The organism is Cellulomonas hominis (genome assembly GCF_014201095.1).
Classification (GTDB): Bacteria; Actinomycetota; Actinomycetes; order Actinomycetales; family Cellulomonadaceae; genus Cellulomonas; species Cellulomonas hominis.
Genome location: NZ_JACHDN010000001.1, coordinates 3,830,106 through 3,846,533 on the forward strand (window position 1 = coordinate 3,830,106; position 16,428 = coordinate 3,846,533).

Consider the following 16,428-nt stretch of genomic DNA (forward strand, 5'->3'; position numbering starts at 1 on the left):
GAGCCCCAGGGAGCCCGATGGCCGACGTCGACCTGCCCCAGCTGCGCGCGCTGCTCGCCGTGGTGGACGAGGGCTCGTTCGAGGGCGCCGCGGTCGCGCTGCACCTGACGCAGTCCGCGGTCAGCCAGCGGATCCGCGCGCTGGAGACGGCCGTCGGGCAGGTGCTGGTCCGCCGCACGCGTCCCGCGGGCGTGACCGAGGCGGGCGCCGTCTACCTGCGGCTCGCCCGCCAGGTGCTCGGCCTCGCGGACGACGCCCGCGCGGCGGTCGGCGGCGAGCCGGGCGCGGCCGGCCGGCCGGTCCTGCCGGTCGCCGTGAACTCCGACTCGCTCGGCACCTGGGTGCTGCCCGCGCTGGCGCCGCTCGCGGGCGACATCCTGTTCGACCTGCACCGCGAGGACCAGGACCACTCCGCCGACCTGCTGCGGGACGGCACCGTGGTCGCGGCGATCACGACGGCGTCCCGCCCGGTCCAGGGCTGCACCGTCCACCGGCTCGGCGTGCTCCGCTACCGCCCGATGGTCGCGCCGGCCGTCGCGGGCGCCCATCTGCCGGACGGGCCCACGCCGGAGGCGCTGGCGGCCGCGCCGCTCGTGGTGTTCGACCGCAACGACGACCTGCAGGACCGCTACCTGCGCGACCGCGGCGTCGACCCCGCCCGCCCGCCGCGGCACCACGTGCCCGCGTCCGCGGACTTCGCGCTCGCCGTCCGGCTCGGGCTGGGGTGGGGGATGCTGCCCGACCCGGACGCGGCGGCGGGGGAGCGGGACGGGGTGCTGGTCGACCTCGACCCCGGCCGGCACGTGGACGTGACGCTGTACTGGCAGCAGCAGGCGGTGCGGACCGCGGCCCTCGACCGGACGGGCGCGGCCGTGCGGGCCGCCGCGGCGGCGTACCTGCGCTGAGCCGGTCCGGCGGCCCGCTCAGGTCGCGTCGAAGCCGGGCGGGCGACCCGGCGGCTGCGCGGGCGCGGGGTGCTCCGCGAGGTCCGGCACGCCCCGCTCGGCGACGGGCTCGTCCGCCGTCAGGTGCACCGGCTCCCCGTGGTGGGTCAGCCGCACCGCGTCGCCGGCGACCAGGCGGTACGTCACCGCGCCGGGTCGCACGTCGACCTCGGCCCGGGCGCCGCCCTGGAGCACCCGGAACACGAGGCGCGTGAGCCGCCGCGGCAGCCGCGGCGCGAGGTGCAGCGCGCCGTGGTCGTGCCGCAGCCCGCCCAGCCCGGCCACCAGCGCGGTCCACGCGCCCGCGAGCGAGGCGACGTGCAGGCCCCCCTCGGTCGACGCGCGCAGGTCCGACAGGTCGATGAGCGCGCACTCCCGGGCGTACGCGTACGCCAGGTCCGGGTGCCCCACCTCCGCGGCGACCACCGCCTGCGCGGGGGCGGACAGGGACGAGTCGCGGACGGTGATCGGCTCGTAGTAGGCGAAGTCCCGGCGCTTCTGCTCGGTGTCGAACGCCTCGCCCGCCAGGTGCAGGGCGAGCACGAGGTCGGCCTGCTTGACGACCTGGCGGCGGTAGAGCTCGACGAACGGCGCGTGGTCGGCCAGCGGGTACCGGGCGGTCTCCGGGGTGCCGAAGTCCCAGGGCGCGTGCCGGGTGAACCCGGCGTGCTGCTCGGTGACGCCCAGGTCGGGGAGTACGGCACGACCATCCGGTCCGCCGCACGGCGCCAGGCCGCCCGCTCGTCGGCGGTCACGCCGAGCCGCCCGGCCTCCGCGGGGAACCGCTCCGCCGCGTCGGCTGCGCCCCGCAGGTTCCTCCGGGCCATGAGGTTGGTGTACGCGTTGTCGTCCACGACCGCGGTGTACTCGTCGGGCCCGGTGACGCCGTCCAGGTGGAACCCGTCCGCCGCGTGGTGCCCGCGGCCCGCCCACAGCCGGGCGGTCGCCACCAGCAGGTCGACGCCGACCTCGCGCGCGAAGTCCTCGTCCCCGGTCGTGGCGACGTGCCGGGCGGCCGCGAAGGCGACGTCCGCGCCGACGTGGAACGCGGCCGTGCCCGCGGGCCAGTACCCCGAGCACTCCCGGCCGCTGATCGTCCGCCAGGGGAACGCGGCGCCGGGCAGGCCGAGCTCGGCGGCACGCTCGCGGGCCAGGGCGAGCGTGCCGTGCCGCCACCGCAGGTGCGCCTGCGCGGCCTCGGGCAGCACGTGGTCCAGCACCGGCAGGACGAAGCACTCCGAGTCCCAGAACGTGTGCCCGTGGTACCCCGTCCCGGCCAGCCCCTTGGCGCGGACGCCCGAGCCCTCGACCCGGGCGGAGGCCTGCACCACCTGGAACAGCGCGTAGCGCACCGCCTGCTGCAGGACGTCGTCGCCCTCGACGCGCACGTCCCCGCGCTCCCAGACGGCGTCCAGCGCCGCCTCCTGCTCGCGGAGCAGCCGGTCCCAGCCGGCCGCGCGGGCCTCGGCGAGCGCGCGCCCGGCCCGGCCGTCGAGCGCGTCGGCGTCCGTGCCCGCGGCGTAGGCGGCCAGCACCTCGACCTCCAGCCACCCGCCGGCCGGCAGGTCGGCGTCCAGCGTCGCCGCGTGCGGCCCGGGGTGCCAGGCGACGCGGGTCCCGTCACCGGCGCGCACCGCGTGCCCGGTGCGGGCGGCGAGCGCCCGGCCCGAGCGGTGCGCGCGCTGGTGCACGACGGATCCGCCCGGCTCGTGCCGGCAGTGCGTGGTGCCGAGCCCGGGCTCCGGGTCCAGGTCGTCCGCGCCGGTGGCGTCCGCGTGGCCGCAGCCCGGCACCGGCAGTGCCGTGACGCGCGCCGCGTCGTGCGCCCGCACGTGCCACCGGGTCGCGACCACCTCGCGCCGGACGAGCGAGACGAGCCGCGTGGCGGTGAGGGTCAGCCGGGCACCGCCCGGCGTGCGGACCTCGATCTCCCGCTCGAGCAGCCGGCGCAGGTCCAGCACCCGCGTCGCGCCGGTGTCCGCCACGGGCGCCCCGTCCGCGGCCCAGCCGAGCGCCCAGGCGTCCACCACCGGCACCAGGCGCTCGTCCACGAGCGGGTAGCCGTACGCGCGCTCGGCGTAGGTGTGGTCGAACTCCTCCCACACGCCGGCCAGCAGCGTGCCCGGGCCGCGGTCGGGTGCGGGGGAGTCGGGCACGCCGCGCACCCCGAGGGCGCCGTTCGCGAGCGTCAGCACGGAGGCGGCCGCGCCCGGGTGGTCCAGGTCGAGCTGCGCGGCGCGCACGCGCCAGGGATCGGGTCGGTCGGGCACGGTGACACCCCACCACAGGCCGGCGGCGCGGTCGCGTCGAGCGCCGGCCGGGGCGCCGGGCCGGGCCGGAGGTCCCGGATCCCGGGCGCCCCCGGATGAAACGATTCATGGACGCCGTCGCCCCGGTGCGGCGTCCCGCGAGGACCTTGGGCCCGCGCGGAACGCCGTTCCGCCGGGTGGGATGGCCGAGCAGACATCACACGTCGTACGAGGGAGGCTGCCGCGATGGCGCAGCGCATGATCTGGAACCAGACCGCCTACTTCGGTGCCGGCAGCATCGAGGTCATCCCGGGCGAGCTCGCCCGCCGGGGCTTCACCAAGGCGTTCGTCGTCTCCGACGGCGTGCTCGTCGAGTCCGGCGTGACCGGCCGCGTCACCGCCCTGCTGGACGGCGCCGGCCTCCCGTACGACGTGTACAGCGACGTCCTGCCGAACCCGCCGATCGAGAACGTCCAGGCCGGCGTCGCCGCGTTCCGGGCCTCGGGCGCCGACGTGCTGATCGCGGTCGGGGGCGGGTCGCCGCAGGACACGTGCAAGGCGATCGGCATCATCGTCGCGAACCCGGAGTTCGAGGACGTCCGGTCCCTCGAGGGCGTGGCGCCGACGACGAAGCCGTCCGTGCCGATCATCGCCGTGCCGACCACCGCGGGCACCGCGTCCGAGACGACGATCAACTACGTCATCACCGACACCGAGCGGCAGCGCAAGTTCGTCTGCGTCGACCCGCACGACATCCCCGTGATGGCGGTCGTGGACCCCGAGATGATGGCCACCGCCCCGCGCGCCCTCAAGGTCGCCACCGGCCTGGACGCCCTGACCCACGCGATCGAGGGCTACACCACCGCCGGCGCCTGGGAGCTGTCCGACCTGTTCCACCTCAAGGCGATCCAGGTCATCGCGGCCTCGCTGCAGGCGGCTGCCGACGGCGACGCCGACGCGATGGAGCGCATGGCGCTCGCGCAGTACGTGGCCGGCATGGGCTACTCGAACGTCGGCCTCGGCCTGGTGCACGCGATGGCGCACCCGCTCGGCGCGTTCTACTCGGCCCCGCACGGCGTGGCCAACGGCATCCTGCTCGCCCCCGTCATGGCGTTCAACGCCGGGGCGACGGGGGAGAAGCTGCGGGACGTCGCCGCCGCGTTCGGCGTCGAGGGCGCCGCGACCATGCCGCTGGACGAGGCCCGCGCCGCCGCGGTCGAGGCGGTCGCCGCGCTGACCCGCGACCTCGGCAACCCGACGACGCTGGAGGCCATCGGCGCCCGCGAGGAGGACCTGCCGGCCCTCGCCAAGGCGGCGTTCGACGACGTGTGCGCGGGCGGCAACCCCAAGGCCGCCTCCGTGGACGAGATCGAGGCCCTGTACCGGGGACTGCTCCGCTGACGGGAACACCCGTACCGCCCTGCGCGTTGTGCAGGGCGGTATGAGGAAACGATACGAAGACCTGGAACTGGACGACGGCACGGTCGTGCGCTACCAGCGGCACGACAACGGCGGCGGGCTCGTCGCCAAGGGTGCGGTCGTGGACGAGAGCGCCTACGTCGCCGAGACGGCGTGGGTCGACCCCGGGGCCCGCGTCGAGGCGCGCGCCCGGATCGGGCAGCACTGCTGGGTGGAACCCGGCGCGCGCGTGGAGGTGGCCGCGACCATCGGCTCGCACGCGCACGTCGGCCGGGGCGCGAGCGTCGGCGCCGGCTCCACCGTGGGCACGCGCTGCGAGGTCGGGGCCGACGCACGCCTCGAGGCGCGCGCCGTGGTGGCACCCGAGTCGCGGGTCGAGCCCGGGGCCGTCGTGCCCGGCGACCGCGCGGCCCGGCGGCTGGACCGCCGGCTCGCGGCGTAGCGCCGCCCGCGTCCCGAGCGCACGACGTCCCGCACCGACGGGCCGGGCGGCCCCCCAGCCGCCCGGCCCGTCGGCGCGCCCGCATCAGGCCGCCGCGACCCGCCCCCCGGGCACGGCGGCGACCAGCGACGCGGTGTACGGGTGCCCCGGCCGGTCGAACACGTCGGTCGTGCGACCGCGCTCGACGACCTGGCCCCGGTGCATGACGGCCACCTCGGCGCACACCTGGCGGACCACCGCGAGGTCGTGCGAGACGAACAGGTAGGCCAGCCCGGTCTCGCGGTGCAGGGTCGCGAGCAGCTCGAGCACCTGCGCCTGGACGGTGACGTCGAGGGACGACACCGGCTCGTCGCACACCAGCACGTCCGGCCGCACGGCCAGCGCCCGCGCGATCGCCACCCGCTGCAGCTGCCCGCCGGACAGCTCGTGCGGCCGCCGCTGCGCGACCGACCGGGGCAGGGCGACCGCGTCGAGCACCTCCGCCAGGCGCGCGCGCCGGCTGCGCCGGTCGCCGACCCGCTGGGCGCGCAGCGGCTCCAGCACCGAGGCGCCCACCGGGTGCGCGGGGTCGAGCGACGAGTACGGGTCCTGGAACACGGGCTGCACGCGGCGCCGGAACTCCGCGCGGTCCGGCGCGACGTCCCCGCCCGGGCCGTGCAGCGCGACCGTCCCGGCGTCCGGCCGGGCGAGCCCGAGCAGCAGGCGCGCCGTGGTCGTCTTGCCCGACCCGGACTCGCCGACCAGCCCGAGGGTCCCGCCGACGGGCAGGTGCAGGTCGACGTCGTCCACCGCGACGGTGCCGCGCCCGCCGCGGCCCCGGAACTCCTTGCGCAGCCCGGCCGCGACGAGCAGGGGCGCGGCGTCCGGCGCGGCGGGTGGGACCAGCGGCGGGGAGTCGGGGCGGGGGACCGCCGCGACCAGCGCCCGGGTGTACGCCCGCTCCGGGGCGGCGAGCACCCGCGCCGTCGGCCCGTCCTCGACCACGCGCCCCTCGGACATCACGACCACCCGGTCCGCCCGGTCCCCGGCGACGCCGAGGTCGTGCGTGATGAGGAGCAGCCCGGTGCCCGACCGGCGGACCAGGTGCTCCAGGTGGTCGAGGATCCGGCGCTGCACCGTGACGTCCAGAGCCGAGGTCGGCTCGTCGGCGACGATCAGCCGCGGCCCGGCGACGATGGCCATCGCGATGAGCACCCGCTGCCGCTGCCCGCCGGACAGCTCGTGCGGCAGCCGGTCCGCGAGGCGCTCCGCGTCGTCCAGCCCCGCGAGCCGGAGGGCGTCGACGGCCAGGTCCCGCGCGGCCGCGCCCCGCGCCAGGCCGTGCACCCGCAGCACCTCGGCGACCTGCTTCACGACCGGGTGCAGGGGGTTGAGCGACGCCTGCGGGTCCTGCGGCACGGCGGTGATCCCGGTGCCGTAGACCCCGGCCCGCCGGCGCTCCGGCAGGCCGACGAGCTCCCGCCCGTCCAGCGTGATGCTGCCGCCGACCTGCGTGCCGCGGCGGTGCAGGCCGAGCACCGCCCGGCCGACGCTGGTCTTCCCGGAGCCGGACTCGCCCACGAGAGCGACCACCTCGCCCGCGCCGACGCCCAGGTGCACGCCGCGCACGGCGTCCACCGGCCCGCCGCGCCGCCCGCGGTACCGCACGGTCAGGTCCCTGATCTCCAGCGTCATGCCCCCGCCCTCCGCGCGCCGCGGCTCAGCCGGTTCGTGGCCAGGACGGTCGCGGCGACCACCGCCCCGGGGAACGTCGTCAGCCACCACGCGGTGGCCAGGTGGGCGCGGCCCTCGCTGACCATCGACCCCCACTCGGGCGTCGGCGGCACGGCCCCGAACCCGAGGAAGCTCAGCGCCGAGACCGACAGGATCGCGCCCCCGAGCTCCAGCCCGGCCAGCACGAGCACGGCCCCGGTGGCGTTCGGCGCGACGTGCCGGACCAGCGTGCCGAGGTGCCCGGTGCCGGAGCAGCGCGCGGCGTCCACGTAGGGCCGGTGCGTGATCCGGAGCGTCTCCGCCCGGGTGATCCGGACGAACCCGGGGATGCCGGCGATCCCCACCGCCAGCGCCACGTTGAGCACGCCGAACCCGAGGACCGACACCACGGCGAGCGACAGCAGCAGCCCGGGGATCGCGACCAGCACGTCGGTGGCGCGCATGATGACCGCGTCCACCCACCGGCCCGCGTAACCGGCGAGCATGCCGAGCGCCGAGCCCAGCGCCAGCGACACGAGGACGGCCACGAGCGCGGCGCTCACCGACAGCCGCGCGCCGTGCACGACGCGGGAGTACACGTCGCGCCCGAGCAGGTCGGTGCCGAACCAGTGCGCGGCGCTCGGCCCGGACAGCGCGTGCGCGGCGTCCAGGTCCCGGACCGGGTCGTACAGCGCCACCGCGCCCGGGGCGATCGCCCAGACGGCGACGACCAGCAGCACGAGGACGCTCAGCGCGGCGCCCGGGGCGGGCAGCCGGAGCGACCCTCCGCGCGGGGTGTGCCGGGCCCGGCCGGCGGGCGCGACGGGCCCGAGCACGGCCGCGGACGCGACGGGCAGGGGGGCGGTGCGGGACATCAGGCGGCCACCTTCGCGTGGGGGGCGGTGATCCGGGGGTCGATCCACCGGTAGGCCAGGTCGACCACGAGCGTGACGACGACGAACAGGCCGCCGCTCAGCACGATGAGCGCCTGGATCAGCGGGAAGTCCTGGCCGCGGACGGCCTCGACGAACAGCCGGCCGATCCCGGCGCGGCCGTAGACGGTCTCCACGATGACGGCGCCGGACAGGATGCCGCCGACCATCATCCCGACCATCGTGAACACGGGGATCGACGCGTTCCGCAGCGCGTGCCCGAGCACCACGCGGGTGCGGCCGAGGCCCTTGGCCCGGGCGGTGTCGGCGTACGGCTCCGCGAGGGCGTCGGTCAGGCCGCGGGTGAGGATCTGCCCGAACGTGCCGGCGGTGATGAGCGCGAGCGTCAGCGCCGGCAGCACCAGCGCCCGCACCCCGTCGCCCCCGAACGCGGGGAACCAGCCGAGGGTGAACGAGAACACCTGCAGCAGCACGATCGCCAGCCAGAACGACGGCACCGCCACCCCGACCACCGTCACCGACTGCACGGCCGACCGCAGCGCCCGGCCGGGCAGCAGCACGCCGGCCAGCGCGAACAGCAGCCCGAGCGCGATCGACCCGGCGATCGCCGCCAGGCCGAGCTGCACCGTGCTGCCCAGCCCCGAGCCGATCGTGGCGGCGACGGGCTGACCCGACGTGTACGACGTGCCGAGGTCCAGCGTCACCACCCGGCGCAGGAAGTCGAGGTACTGCACGAGCACCGGCCGGTCCAGGCCGAGCTCGGCGCGCAGCGCGGCCTCCTGCTCCGGCGACGCCGTGGCGGCGCCGTCACCGCCCGCGCCGAGCATGAGCCGGACGGGGTCGCCCCCGACCAGGTGCACGACGGCGAACGCGAGGGTGACGGCGCCCCACAGCACGACGACCATCTGCGCCAGGCGGCGCAGCAGGTACGCGGTCATCTCAGCCCCAGACGTCCACGAGCAGCGGCTTGCCCTCGATGTCCGTGTGGTACCCCGAGACGCCGGCCGCGTGCGCGGTGTACTGCGTCAGGTCGTACAGCGGCACGGTGTAGCCCCGCTCGAGGATCAGGCGCTGCACCTGCTCGGAGACCTCGAGCCGCGCCGCGGCGTCGGTCGTCGTCTGCAGGGTGCCCAGCAGGGCGTCGAGCTCCGGGTCCGCGTTGTCGAACAGGAACGACTGGTTCTCGTAGAACGACGAGTACACGGTGCGCAGCACGTCCGGGTCGGCCCGGGTCTGCGACCAGGTGCTCAGGTCGTAGGTGTGCGCGTGCAGCGGGTCCTCGGAGGCCTCCGCGACCGGCTTGAGCACCAGGTCGATGCCGAGCTCGCGCCACTGCTGCTGCAGCAGCTGGAGCAGCGCCTCGGTGGACGTGCCCGTGCCGATGTACTCGATGCTGGGTGCCAGGCGCTCGCCCGCGGCGTTGCTGCGGATGCCGTCGTCGCCGACCTCCGTCCAGCCGGCCTCGTCCAGCAGCTCGGCGGCCGCGTCGGGGTCGTGCTGGAGCTCCTCGGACAGGTCGACGTAGCCGGGGTTCGTCGTGGTGAGCACCCCGGTGGCCGGCTCGTACCGGCCCTGGAACACGGTGTCCACGATGGCCTGCCGGTCCGTCGCCAGGGACAGGGCCCGCCGGGTGCGCTCGTCGGAGAACACCTCGCGGTAGACGAAGGGGACGATCGGGATGGAGATCGCCGGCATCGGGGTGGCGACGAGCTCGGCGTCCGAGGCCTCGACCGACGCGGCGCTCGCGGCGTCGAGGACGTACGCCACGTCGACCTGCCCGGAGGACAGGGCGCCGGCGAGCGTCGTCGCCTCGGGGACGAACGACACCTCGATGCTGTCGTAGTAGCCGCGGCCCTGGTTCTCGTACAGCGGCGACGGCCAGGCGTAGTCCTCGCGCACCGACAGGGTGATCGACTGGTCCGGCACGTACGCGTCGAGCACGTACGGCCCGGTGCCGACGACGTTCCCCGCCGCGACCTCCGCCGGGTCCAGCGCCAGCGTGCCGAGCGACAGGATGCCGAGCGACTGCGTCGCCGTGGCCTGGAGGAACTGCGCGTTCGGCTCGGAGAAGGTCACCTTCACGGTGTGCTCGTCCAGCACCTCGGAGCCGACGTAGTTCCGCAGGTACCCGGCGCCGATGTACGCCAGCGGGCCGATCGCGACGACGCGGTCGAGGTTCGCCTTGACGACCTCCGCGTCGAACGGCGTGCCGTCCGAGAACGTCACGCCGTCGCGCAGCGTGAACGTGAACTCCCGGGTGTCCTCGCTGATCTCCCAGCCGGTCGCCAGCCACGGCAGGATCTCGCCGGTCTCCGGGTCCTGGTCGGTCAGCGTGTCGGTGATCTGCCGGGAGATCGTGCGGGCGTGCAGCTGCGGGCGCTGCTGCGGGTCGTAGTTCCCGGTGTCGTCCGAGAACCCGACGCGGAGCGTGCCCCCGTACGTCGGCTCGCCCGCTGCGGAGTCGTCGCTCGCGCCGCCGCCCTCGCCGGCGGTGCCGGAGCAGGCGGACAGGGCGAGGACGGCGGCGGTCGCGAGCGCGGCGACGGCCGGTCGGTATCGGCGCAGGGCCATGGGGTGTTCCTCTCGGGGTGCGGGATGGTGCGGAAGGCAGCACGGACGCCGAGATCGGTCCGTGCGACCGAGATCGGTCGCCAGGAGATCCGATCTCGGCCCGGGTGACCGATCTCGGCGGGGCTCGGCGGGGTGCGGGGGAGCGGGTGCGGTCAGGCGGCGGGGGCGCGCTCGCCGGCCCGCACCGGGAACGGCAGGGCGTTGCCGGCCGGGGGGAGCGGGCACGTGCCGTGCTCGCTGAACGCGCACGGGGCGTTCTCCGCGCGGTTGAGGTCGAGGACCACGGTCCCGTCCGCGCGCGGCGCCACCGGGAGGACCCGGAACGCCGCCGTCTCGACGCCGTTCGTGGCGTCGCGGAACCAGATCGCGGGGTGGTCCCCGCCGGTGACCTGCAGCGCGTGCTCGGCGCCGTCGCGGGCGAACCGCACCACGCCGGCGACCTCCTGCACGTGCCGGACGCCCGCGGCCACCGAGCCGGTCTCGACGACGCGGCCCGCGCCGGCGGGGACGAACGCCGCCTCCAGGCGCCACGCCGGGTCGTAGGCGAACACCGGCACGCCGGTGAACGCCAGCAGCGCCGGGGCGTGCGGGTCCCGGACGCGCAGCCCGCGCAGCAGCGGGCCGCGGGACAGGGGCTCGATGACGCGGTCCCCGTGCCGCAGCACGCCCGCGGGGCCCGCGTCGGTCCAGACGACCGTGGGTCCGGTCAGCGGCGCGCCGTCGAGCGTGAGCGAGCGGTCGTCGCCCGGCTCGACGCGGATGCCGCGGGCGTCCGACCACCACAGCCCGGGCAGGTCGCCCTGGGCGGCGGGGGTGGCGGACAGCCAGTGCAGCGCGGTGAGGCTGAGCCAGCCGTGCGGCTCGGCGAGGGCGGCGTCGCGCTCGGCCCGCCAGGCCCGCCAGGAGGCGGGCGGGGCGGTGGGCGCCGGCACGACGGACGGGACGGCGGGCTCGGTCGTGGTGGTCACGGTGGTGCTCCAGGCTGGTGCGCGGCGGCCCGGGCCCGCGGCGGGGCGATCAGGGGCGCGGCTGCGCTGACGGCGACCGCCCGGCGGCGGTCAGGACGGCGTCAGCGGCGACAACACCCGCGCAGCGGCGCGGCGGCGCGGGGCGCGGCGGACGGCGCGGCGAGGCCGGCGCGCTGCACGCGTGCTCCTCGCATCGGGTCCCCCTGCCGGTCGTCCCGGCGCGACCACCGCGCCGGTCCGGTCACGCTAACCCGGCGTCCCGCGGGGGTGTCAACGCGACCGTGACAGGCGTGAGACAACGTGACGACCGCGGGTCCTCGCCGCGCGGCAGCGCCCGGACCTCGGGATACTGAGGCGATGTCGACGCTCGCCCGGATCGCCGCCCGCACGGAGGACCGGATCAACTCCGCCGTCGTCCGGTTCCTGCGCCGCCGGGGCTACCAGCCCCGCGTCGTGACCTATCCGTCGTTCGGCACCACCACCCGCGCCCACGTGCGCGCCCGGGTGCTGCTCACCCCGCCCGACGCCCCGACGCCCGGGTCCGTCGAGCGGCGCGGGTGGCGGAACCTGCTGTCCGCGGAGGTCGACGGCGCCGTCGTCCGGGTCCGCGCCGAGGCCGACGGCCCGGACCTGCTCGTCACCCGCACCGACCGCGGCGGCTACCTGGACGCCCCCGTCGAGATCGCGCTCGAGCCCGGCTGGCGCGCCCTGTGGGTCGCGGTCGACGGCGGGGGAGCGGCGGTCCCCGCGCCCGTGCAGGTCGTGGACCCGGCCGCCACGCACGGGATCGTCAGCGACATCGACGACACGGTGCTCGTCACGATGGTGCCCCGCCCGCACCTCGCCGCCTGGAACTTCCTGGTCCGCTCCGAGGCCCGCCGCAGGCCCGTGCCCGGCATGCCGGACCTGTACCGCCGGCTCACGGCCACCCACCCGGACGCCCCGGTCTTCTACCTGTCGACCGGCGCGTGGAACACGGCGTCCGCCCTGGCCCGGTTCCTCGAGCGCGTCGGCCTCCCGCAGGGTTCGCTGCTGCTCACCGACCTCGGCCCCACCGGCACCGCGCTGTTCCGGTCCGGCCGCGCGTACAAGGCCGCGACCCTGCGCGCGCTGGCGGACGAGCTGCCGCGCCTGCGCTGGATCCTCGTGGGCGACGACGGCCAGCACGACCCCCAGGTCTACGAGACGTTCGCCGCCGAGCACCCCGGCCGGGTCGCGGCCATCGCCGTCCGGGAGCTCTCGGTCACCGAGCAGGTGGCCGCCAACGGCCTGCCCGCGCCGACCCCCGCGACCCGGAGGGCGGTCGAGGACCTGGACGCGTCCGCGGTGGTCCTGGCGCGCGGCGCGGACGGCCGGGCCCTCGCGACGGAGCTGGAGCGCGCGGGGGTCATCTGACGCGCTGGTTGACCAGACCAGACCAGACCAGCGGGCGGACGCTGGAGCCCCGCGGCGCGGTCCGCACCCCGGGTGCGCTCCGTGGGCAGATCGAGGTCCCGGACGGCGCGCGCGACCTGACCGACGAGGAGCTCGAGGACTGGTACGGCCGGTGAGGGCGCTCGCCGACACGCACGTCCTGCTGTGGTGGCTCGCGGATGACGCGACGCTCGCGACGGTGGACGAGCGGCTCGCCGCGCACGACGACTGCACGATCTGACCGGGGGCTGATCCCGCCCCCACCGCACAAACCCCCCGCCGAGACAGGTCCGTTCCGCCGGGACAGGGCCCTGCACGGCCCTACCTCGGCGGTGGTGCGTCGGTCACCAGCCGTCGGGCAGCGGGCGGCCCTCGTCGTAGCCGGCGGCGGACTGGATGCCGACCGTCGCGCGCTCGGCGAACTCCTCCAGGCTCGTCGCGCCGACGTAGGTGCAGGAGGACCGCACGCCGGAGGTGATCCGGTCCAGCAGGTCCTCCACGCCCGGGCGGTCCGCGTCGAGGTACATCCGCGAGGAGGAGATGCCCTCCTCGTACAGGGCCTTGCGCGCCCGGTCGAACGCCGACCCGCCGCGGGTGCGCGCCGCGACGGCCCGCGCGGACGCCATGCCGAAGCTCTCCTTGTAGAGCCGGCCGTCGCCGTCGGCGTGCAGGTCGCCGGGGGACTCGTGCGTCCCGGCGAACCACGAGCCGACCATCACCTGCGACGCCCCGGCCGCGAGGGCGAGCGCCACGTCGCGGGGGTGCCGGACGCCGCCGTCGGCCCACACGTGCTTGCCGAGCCGGCGCGCCTCGGTGGCGCACTCCAGCACGGCGGAGAACTGCGGCCGCCCGACGGCGGTCATCATGCGGGTGGTGCACATCGCGCCCGGGCCGACGCCGACCTTGACGATGTCCGCGCCCGCGCTGATGAGGTCGCGCGTGCCCTCGGCGGTGACGACGTTGCCCGCGACGACGGGGACCCGCGGGTCGAGCGACCGGACGGCCTCGAGCGCGTCCAGCATCTTGCGCTGGTGCCCGTGCGCGGTGTCGACCACGAGCACGTCGACCTCGGCGTCGAGCAGCGCGGCGGCCTTGCCCTTGACGTCGCCGTTCACGCCGACGGCCGCGGCGACCCGCAGCCGGCCGCGGGCGTCGAGCGCGGGCGTGTAGACCGAGGACCGCAGCGCGCCGACCTGGGTGAGCACGCCGACCAGCCGCCCGTCCTGGACGACCGGCGTGAACTTGCGCCGCGACGCGTGCAGCTGCTCGAACGCCGCCTCGAGGCCCGCGGGGCCGCCGGACTCGACGACGGACAGGTCCACCGTGGTCGGCCGGGAGGTCATGACGTCGGCGACCTGGGTGAACCGGTCGACGCCCTCGCAGTCGGCGGGGGTGACGACGCCGACGGGCCGGTCGTCCACGACGACGACCGCCGCGCCGTGCGACCGCTTGCCGATCAGCGTCAGCGCGGTGTGCACGGTGTCCTGCGGGGAGACGACGACGGCGCTCTCCACCACGGTGTGCTTCGCCTTGACCGAGGCGACGACGTCCGCGACGACGTCGGCCGGGACGTCCTGGGGGAGCACCGCGATACCGCCGCGGCGGGCGACGGTCTCGGCCATGCGCCGGCCGGCGACGGCGGTCATGTTGGCGACGACCACGGGGATGGTCGTGCCGGTGCCGTCGGGCGCCGACAGGTCGACGTCGAAGCGGGACGCGACCTCGGAACGCGACGGGACGAGGAAGACGTCGCCGTACGTCAGGTCGGACGAGGGCTGGTGCCCGGGCAGGAAGCGCATAGGTGTGTTCCCCTTTCCGCCCGAGTCTACCCGGCGGCCCCCGGCCGCCCCGGGGCCGCCGGTTCCCTGCACTACTCCTTCACGGCACCAGCGCTCTGGTTCATGATCCGCCGCTGGAAGACGAAGAACAGCACGGCGACCGGGATGGTCATGATCGCCGCGGCCGCGAGCTTGAGCGGGTACTGGTTGCCCTGGGAGAGCTGCCCGGATGCGAGCTGCGCGACGCCCTTGGTCAGGGTGACGAGCTGCGGGTCCTGCGACGCGACGATGAAGTGCGCGAGCTCGTTCCACGACCCCTGGAACGAGAGGATCACCAGCGTGACGACCGCGGGCCGGGCCATGGGCAGCACCACGGACCAGAACACCCGGAACGTGCCGGCACCGTCGAGGCGGGCGGCCTCCTCGACGCTCCGGGGGATCGACTCGAAGAAGTTCTTCATGATGAAGATCCCGGCGGCGTCCGCGAGCAGCGGGACGATCAGCCCCGCGAACGAGTTGTAGATGCCGACCTGCTTGATGACGAGGAACTTCGGGATCAGCAGCACGACGTTCGGCACGGCCATGACGGCGACCAGCCCGGCGAACACCAGCCCGCGTCCGCGGAACCGCAGCCGCGCCAGGGCGTACCCCGCCAGCGAGTTGATGAACACCCGCCCGAGTGTCACCACGAGCGTGACGATCACGGAGTTCCGGAACCACAGCGGGAAGTCCGAGCGCAGGAACAGCCGCTCGTACGCTGCGGTCGACCAGGTCTGCGGGATGAGCGCGACCGCGTTCTGCGTGGCCTCGGCGTCGGTCTTGAACGACGTGGCGACCTGGATGAGGAACGGGTAGACGTACAGGATCGCGAGGACCACCAGCACGGCGTACGTGAACGACGTCGCGATCATCCGGCGGTTGCTGCGCCGGCCGCGCGGGGCCGTGCCGTGCGGCCGGGACGGCCGGGTCGGGGCAGGGGCGGTGACGGCGGTCATCGGGCACCTCCGGCGTCGCGGTTGAAGCGCTTGCGGCGCGGCACGGTGTCCCGCTCGCGCAGCACGATCCGCTGCACGACGGTCATCAGCACGATGATCGCGAACAGCACGAAGGCGATCGCGGCGCCGCGGCCCCACTCGTTGTTCAGGAAGGCCGCGCTGTAGGACAGGTACGCGGGCGTGACGGTGGTCTTGGCGGGACCGCCCTGGGTGCCGGTGTACACCTGGTCGAACACCTGCCAGGTGCCGATCAGCCCGAGCGTCAGGACCGTGAACACCGTCGGCTTGAGCATCGGCAGGGTGACCCGGCTGAACCGCTGCCAGGTGCTCGCGCCGTCCATCAGCGCGGCCTCCTCGACCTCGGCGGAGATCGCCTGCAGCGCGGCGAGGAACAGCAGCATGAACGTGCCGGACGTGGTGAAGATCGCCAGCAGGATCAGGCACGTCATCGCGACCGACGGCCCGGCGGCCCACTCCCAGAGCGGGATCCCGAGGAACCCGTGCTGGGCCAGGAACGCCGGCGCGGTGTCGACCCCGAGCCGGGCGAGCAGCAGGTGCAGCACGCCGTTCGGGTCGTTGAACCAGTTCGGCCCGGCGATCGACAGCCGCGCGAGGATGCCGTTGATCGTGCCGGACGCGGAGAACAGGAACAGCCACAGCACCGTGATGGCCACCGAGGAGGTCACGGACGGGAAGTAGAACGCCGTCCGGAAGAACCCGACGCCGCGCAGCGCCCGGCGGTTCACCATCGTGGCGAGGAACAGGGCGAGCGCGGTCTGCAGCGGCACGACGAGCAGCACGTAGTACGCGTTGTTCCGCAGCGCCGTGCCGAAGTCCTGCGTGGCGAGCCCGCCGCCGAGCAGCAGGCTGCGGTAGTTGTCGAGGCCGACGAAGTCGACGTCGGAGGACAGCGGGCTGCCCCGGCCGGTCCAGTCGGACAGGCTGACCCACAGGGCCATGAGCACCGGGACGACCAGGAACAGCCCGAGGATGACCAGCATGGGGGCGAGGAAGAGCCACCCCGACGCGGCCTCACGGCCCCGGGCGGACCCGGGGCCGTTCGG

General features: G+C 75.8%; 15 protein-coding genes and 1 pseudogene. 6 read left to right on the forward strand and 10 right to left on the reverse strand.

What is annotated here, in order from left to right:
• Positions 1 to 17: 17 nt before the first annotated feature.
• A complete protein-coding gene (locus HNR08_RS18095) occupies positions 18 to 905 on the forward strand; it encodes a LysR family transcriptional regulator ArgP (RefSeq protein WP_146831641.1) in 888 nt (295 codons plus the stop codon).
• An 18-nt stretch (positions 906 to 923) separates the two neighbouring features.
• Here the strand turns inward: HNR08_RS18095 and HNR08_RS22930 are convergent, their stop codons facing one another.
• The gene (locus HNR08_RS22930) at positions 924 to 1,676 is read right to left on the reverse strand and encodes a glycosyl hydrolase family 65 domain-containing protein (protein ID WP_371862345.1); all 753 of its coding nucleotides are present in this window, start codon (positions 1,674 to 1,676) and stop codon (positions 924 to 926) included.
• A pseudogene (locus tag HNR08_RS18100) lies at positions 1,649 to 3,214 on the reverse strand (glycoside hydrolase family 65 protein); the annotation flags it as partial. The pseudogene HNR08_RS18100 and the gene HNR08_RS22930, both read right to left, overlap by 28 nt.
• A gap of 225 nt (positions 3,215 to 3,439) precedes the next feature.
• Here HNR08_RS18100 and fucO point away from each other — a divergent pair.
• Positions 3,440 to 4,594, forward strand: a complete 1,155-nt coding sequence (fucO, locus tag HNR08_RS18105) for a lactaldehyde reductase (RefSeq protein WP_146831645.1) — start codon at positions 3,440 to 3,442, stop codon at positions 4,592 to 4,594.
• Between the two features lie 40 nt (positions 4,595 to 4,634).
• Positions 4,635 to 5,054 (forward strand): transferase, encoded by a 420-nt coding sequence (locus tag HNR08_RS18110; RefSeq protein WP_146831648.1) that lies wholly within the window; start codon positions 4,635 to 4,637, stop codon positions 5,052 to 5,054.
• An 84-nt stretch (positions 5,055 to 5,138) separates the two neighbouring features.
• Here the strand turns inward: HNR08_RS18110 and nikE are convergent, their stop codons facing one another.
• The 5 genes from nikE to HNR08_RS22815 all read right to left on the reverse strand — a co-directional run bounded on the left by nikE (position 5,139) and on the right by HNR08_RS22815 (position 11,178).
• Positions 5,139 to 6,728, reverse strand: coding sequence for a nickel ABC transporter ATP-binding protein NikE (gene nikE / locus HNR08_RS18115; RefSeq protein ID WP_146831651.1), 1,590 nt, complete (start codon positions 6,726 to 6,728; stop codon positions 5,139 to 5,141).
• Complete coding sequence (locus HNR08_RS18120) at positions 6,725 to 7,621, reverse strand: ABC transporter permease (protein ID WP_146831654.1); 897 nt, start codon at positions 7,619 to 7,621, stop codon at positions 6,725 to 6,727. The genes nikE and HNR08_RS18120 overlap by 4 nt, the downstream gene beginning before the upstream one ends.
• A complete protein-coding gene (locus HNR08_RS18125) occupies positions 7,621 to 8,577 on the reverse strand; it encodes an ABC transporter permease (protein ID WP_146831657.1) in 957 nt (318 codons plus the stop codon). The genes HNR08_RS18120 and HNR08_RS18125 overlap by 1 nt, the downstream gene beginning before the upstream one ends.
• A gap of 1 nt (position 8,578) precedes the next feature.
• Positions 8,579 to 10,210 (reverse strand): ABC transporter substrate-binding protein, encoded by a 1,632-nt coding sequence (locus tag HNR08_RS18130; protein WP_146831661.1) that lies wholly within the window; start codon positions 10,208 to 10,210, stop codon positions 8,579 to 8,581.
• 152 nt (positions 10,211 to 10,362) lie between these two features.
• On the reverse strand, positions 10,363 to 11,178 hold the full coding sequence (locus tag HNR08_RS22815; RefSeq protein ID WP_146831667.1) for a DUF1684 domain-containing protein: 816 nt from the start codon (positions 11,176 to 11,178) through the stop codon (positions 10,363 to 10,365).
• Positions 11,179 to 11,535: 357 nt separating this feature from the next.
• On the opposite strand from HNR08_RS22815, the gene HNR08_RS18140 reads away from it, so the two are divergent.
• From HNR08_RS18140 to HNR08_RS22455, 3 genes are read left to right on the forward strand one after another with little or no spacing between them, the layout of a single operon-like run.
• A complete protein-coding gene (locus tag HNR08_RS18140; protein ID WP_146831670.1) occupies positions 11,536 to 12,573 on the forward strand; it encodes an App1 family protein in 1,038 nt (345 codons plus the stop codon).
• Between the two features lie 8 nt (positions 12,574 to 12,581).
• Positions 12,582 to 12,728, forward strand: coding sequence for a hypothetical protein (locus HNR08_RS18145; RefSeq protein WP_183835201.1), 147 nt, complete (start codon positions 12,582 to 12,584; stop codon positions 12,726 to 12,728).
• Positions 12,725 to 12,832 carry a type II toxin-antitoxin system VapC family toxin gene (locus HNR08_RS22455; RefSeq protein ID WP_146831673.1) on the forward strand — a complete coding sequence of 36 codons (108 nt, stop codon included), beginning with the start codon at positions 12,725 to 12,727 and terminating at the stop codon, positions 12,830 to 12,832. Before HNR08_RS18145 ends, HNR08_RS22455 begins: the two co-directional genes overlap by 4 nt.
• 103 nt (positions 12,833 to 12,935) lie before the next feature.
• Here HNR08_RS22455 and HNR08_RS18150 read toward each other — a convergent pair whose 3' ends face one another.
• From HNR08_RS18150 to HNR08_RS18160, 3 genes are all read right to left on the reverse strand, one after another.
• Complete coding sequence (locus HNR08_RS18150; RefSeq protein WP_146831676.1) at positions 12,936 to 14,390, reverse strand: GuaB1 family IMP dehydrogenase-related protein; 1,455 nt, start codon at positions 14,388 to 14,390, stop codon at positions 12,936 to 12,938.
• A gap of 71 nt (positions 14,391 to 14,461) precedes the next feature.
• Entirely contained in the window at positions 14,462 to 15,364 is a 903-nt protein-coding gene (locus HNR08_RS18155; protein ID WP_146831679.1) for a carbohydrate ABC transporter permease, read from the reverse strand.
• On the reverse strand, positions 15,361 to 16,365 hold the full coding sequence (locus tag HNR08_RS18160; RefSeq protein ID WP_146831682.1) for a carbohydrate ABC transporter permease: 1,005 nt from the start codon (positions 16,363 to 16,365) through the stop codon (positions 15,361 to 15,363). Before HNR08_RS18160 ends, HNR08_RS18155 begins: the two co-directional genes overlap by 4 nt.
• Between the last annotated feature and the right edge of the window lie 63 nt (positions 16,366 to 16,428).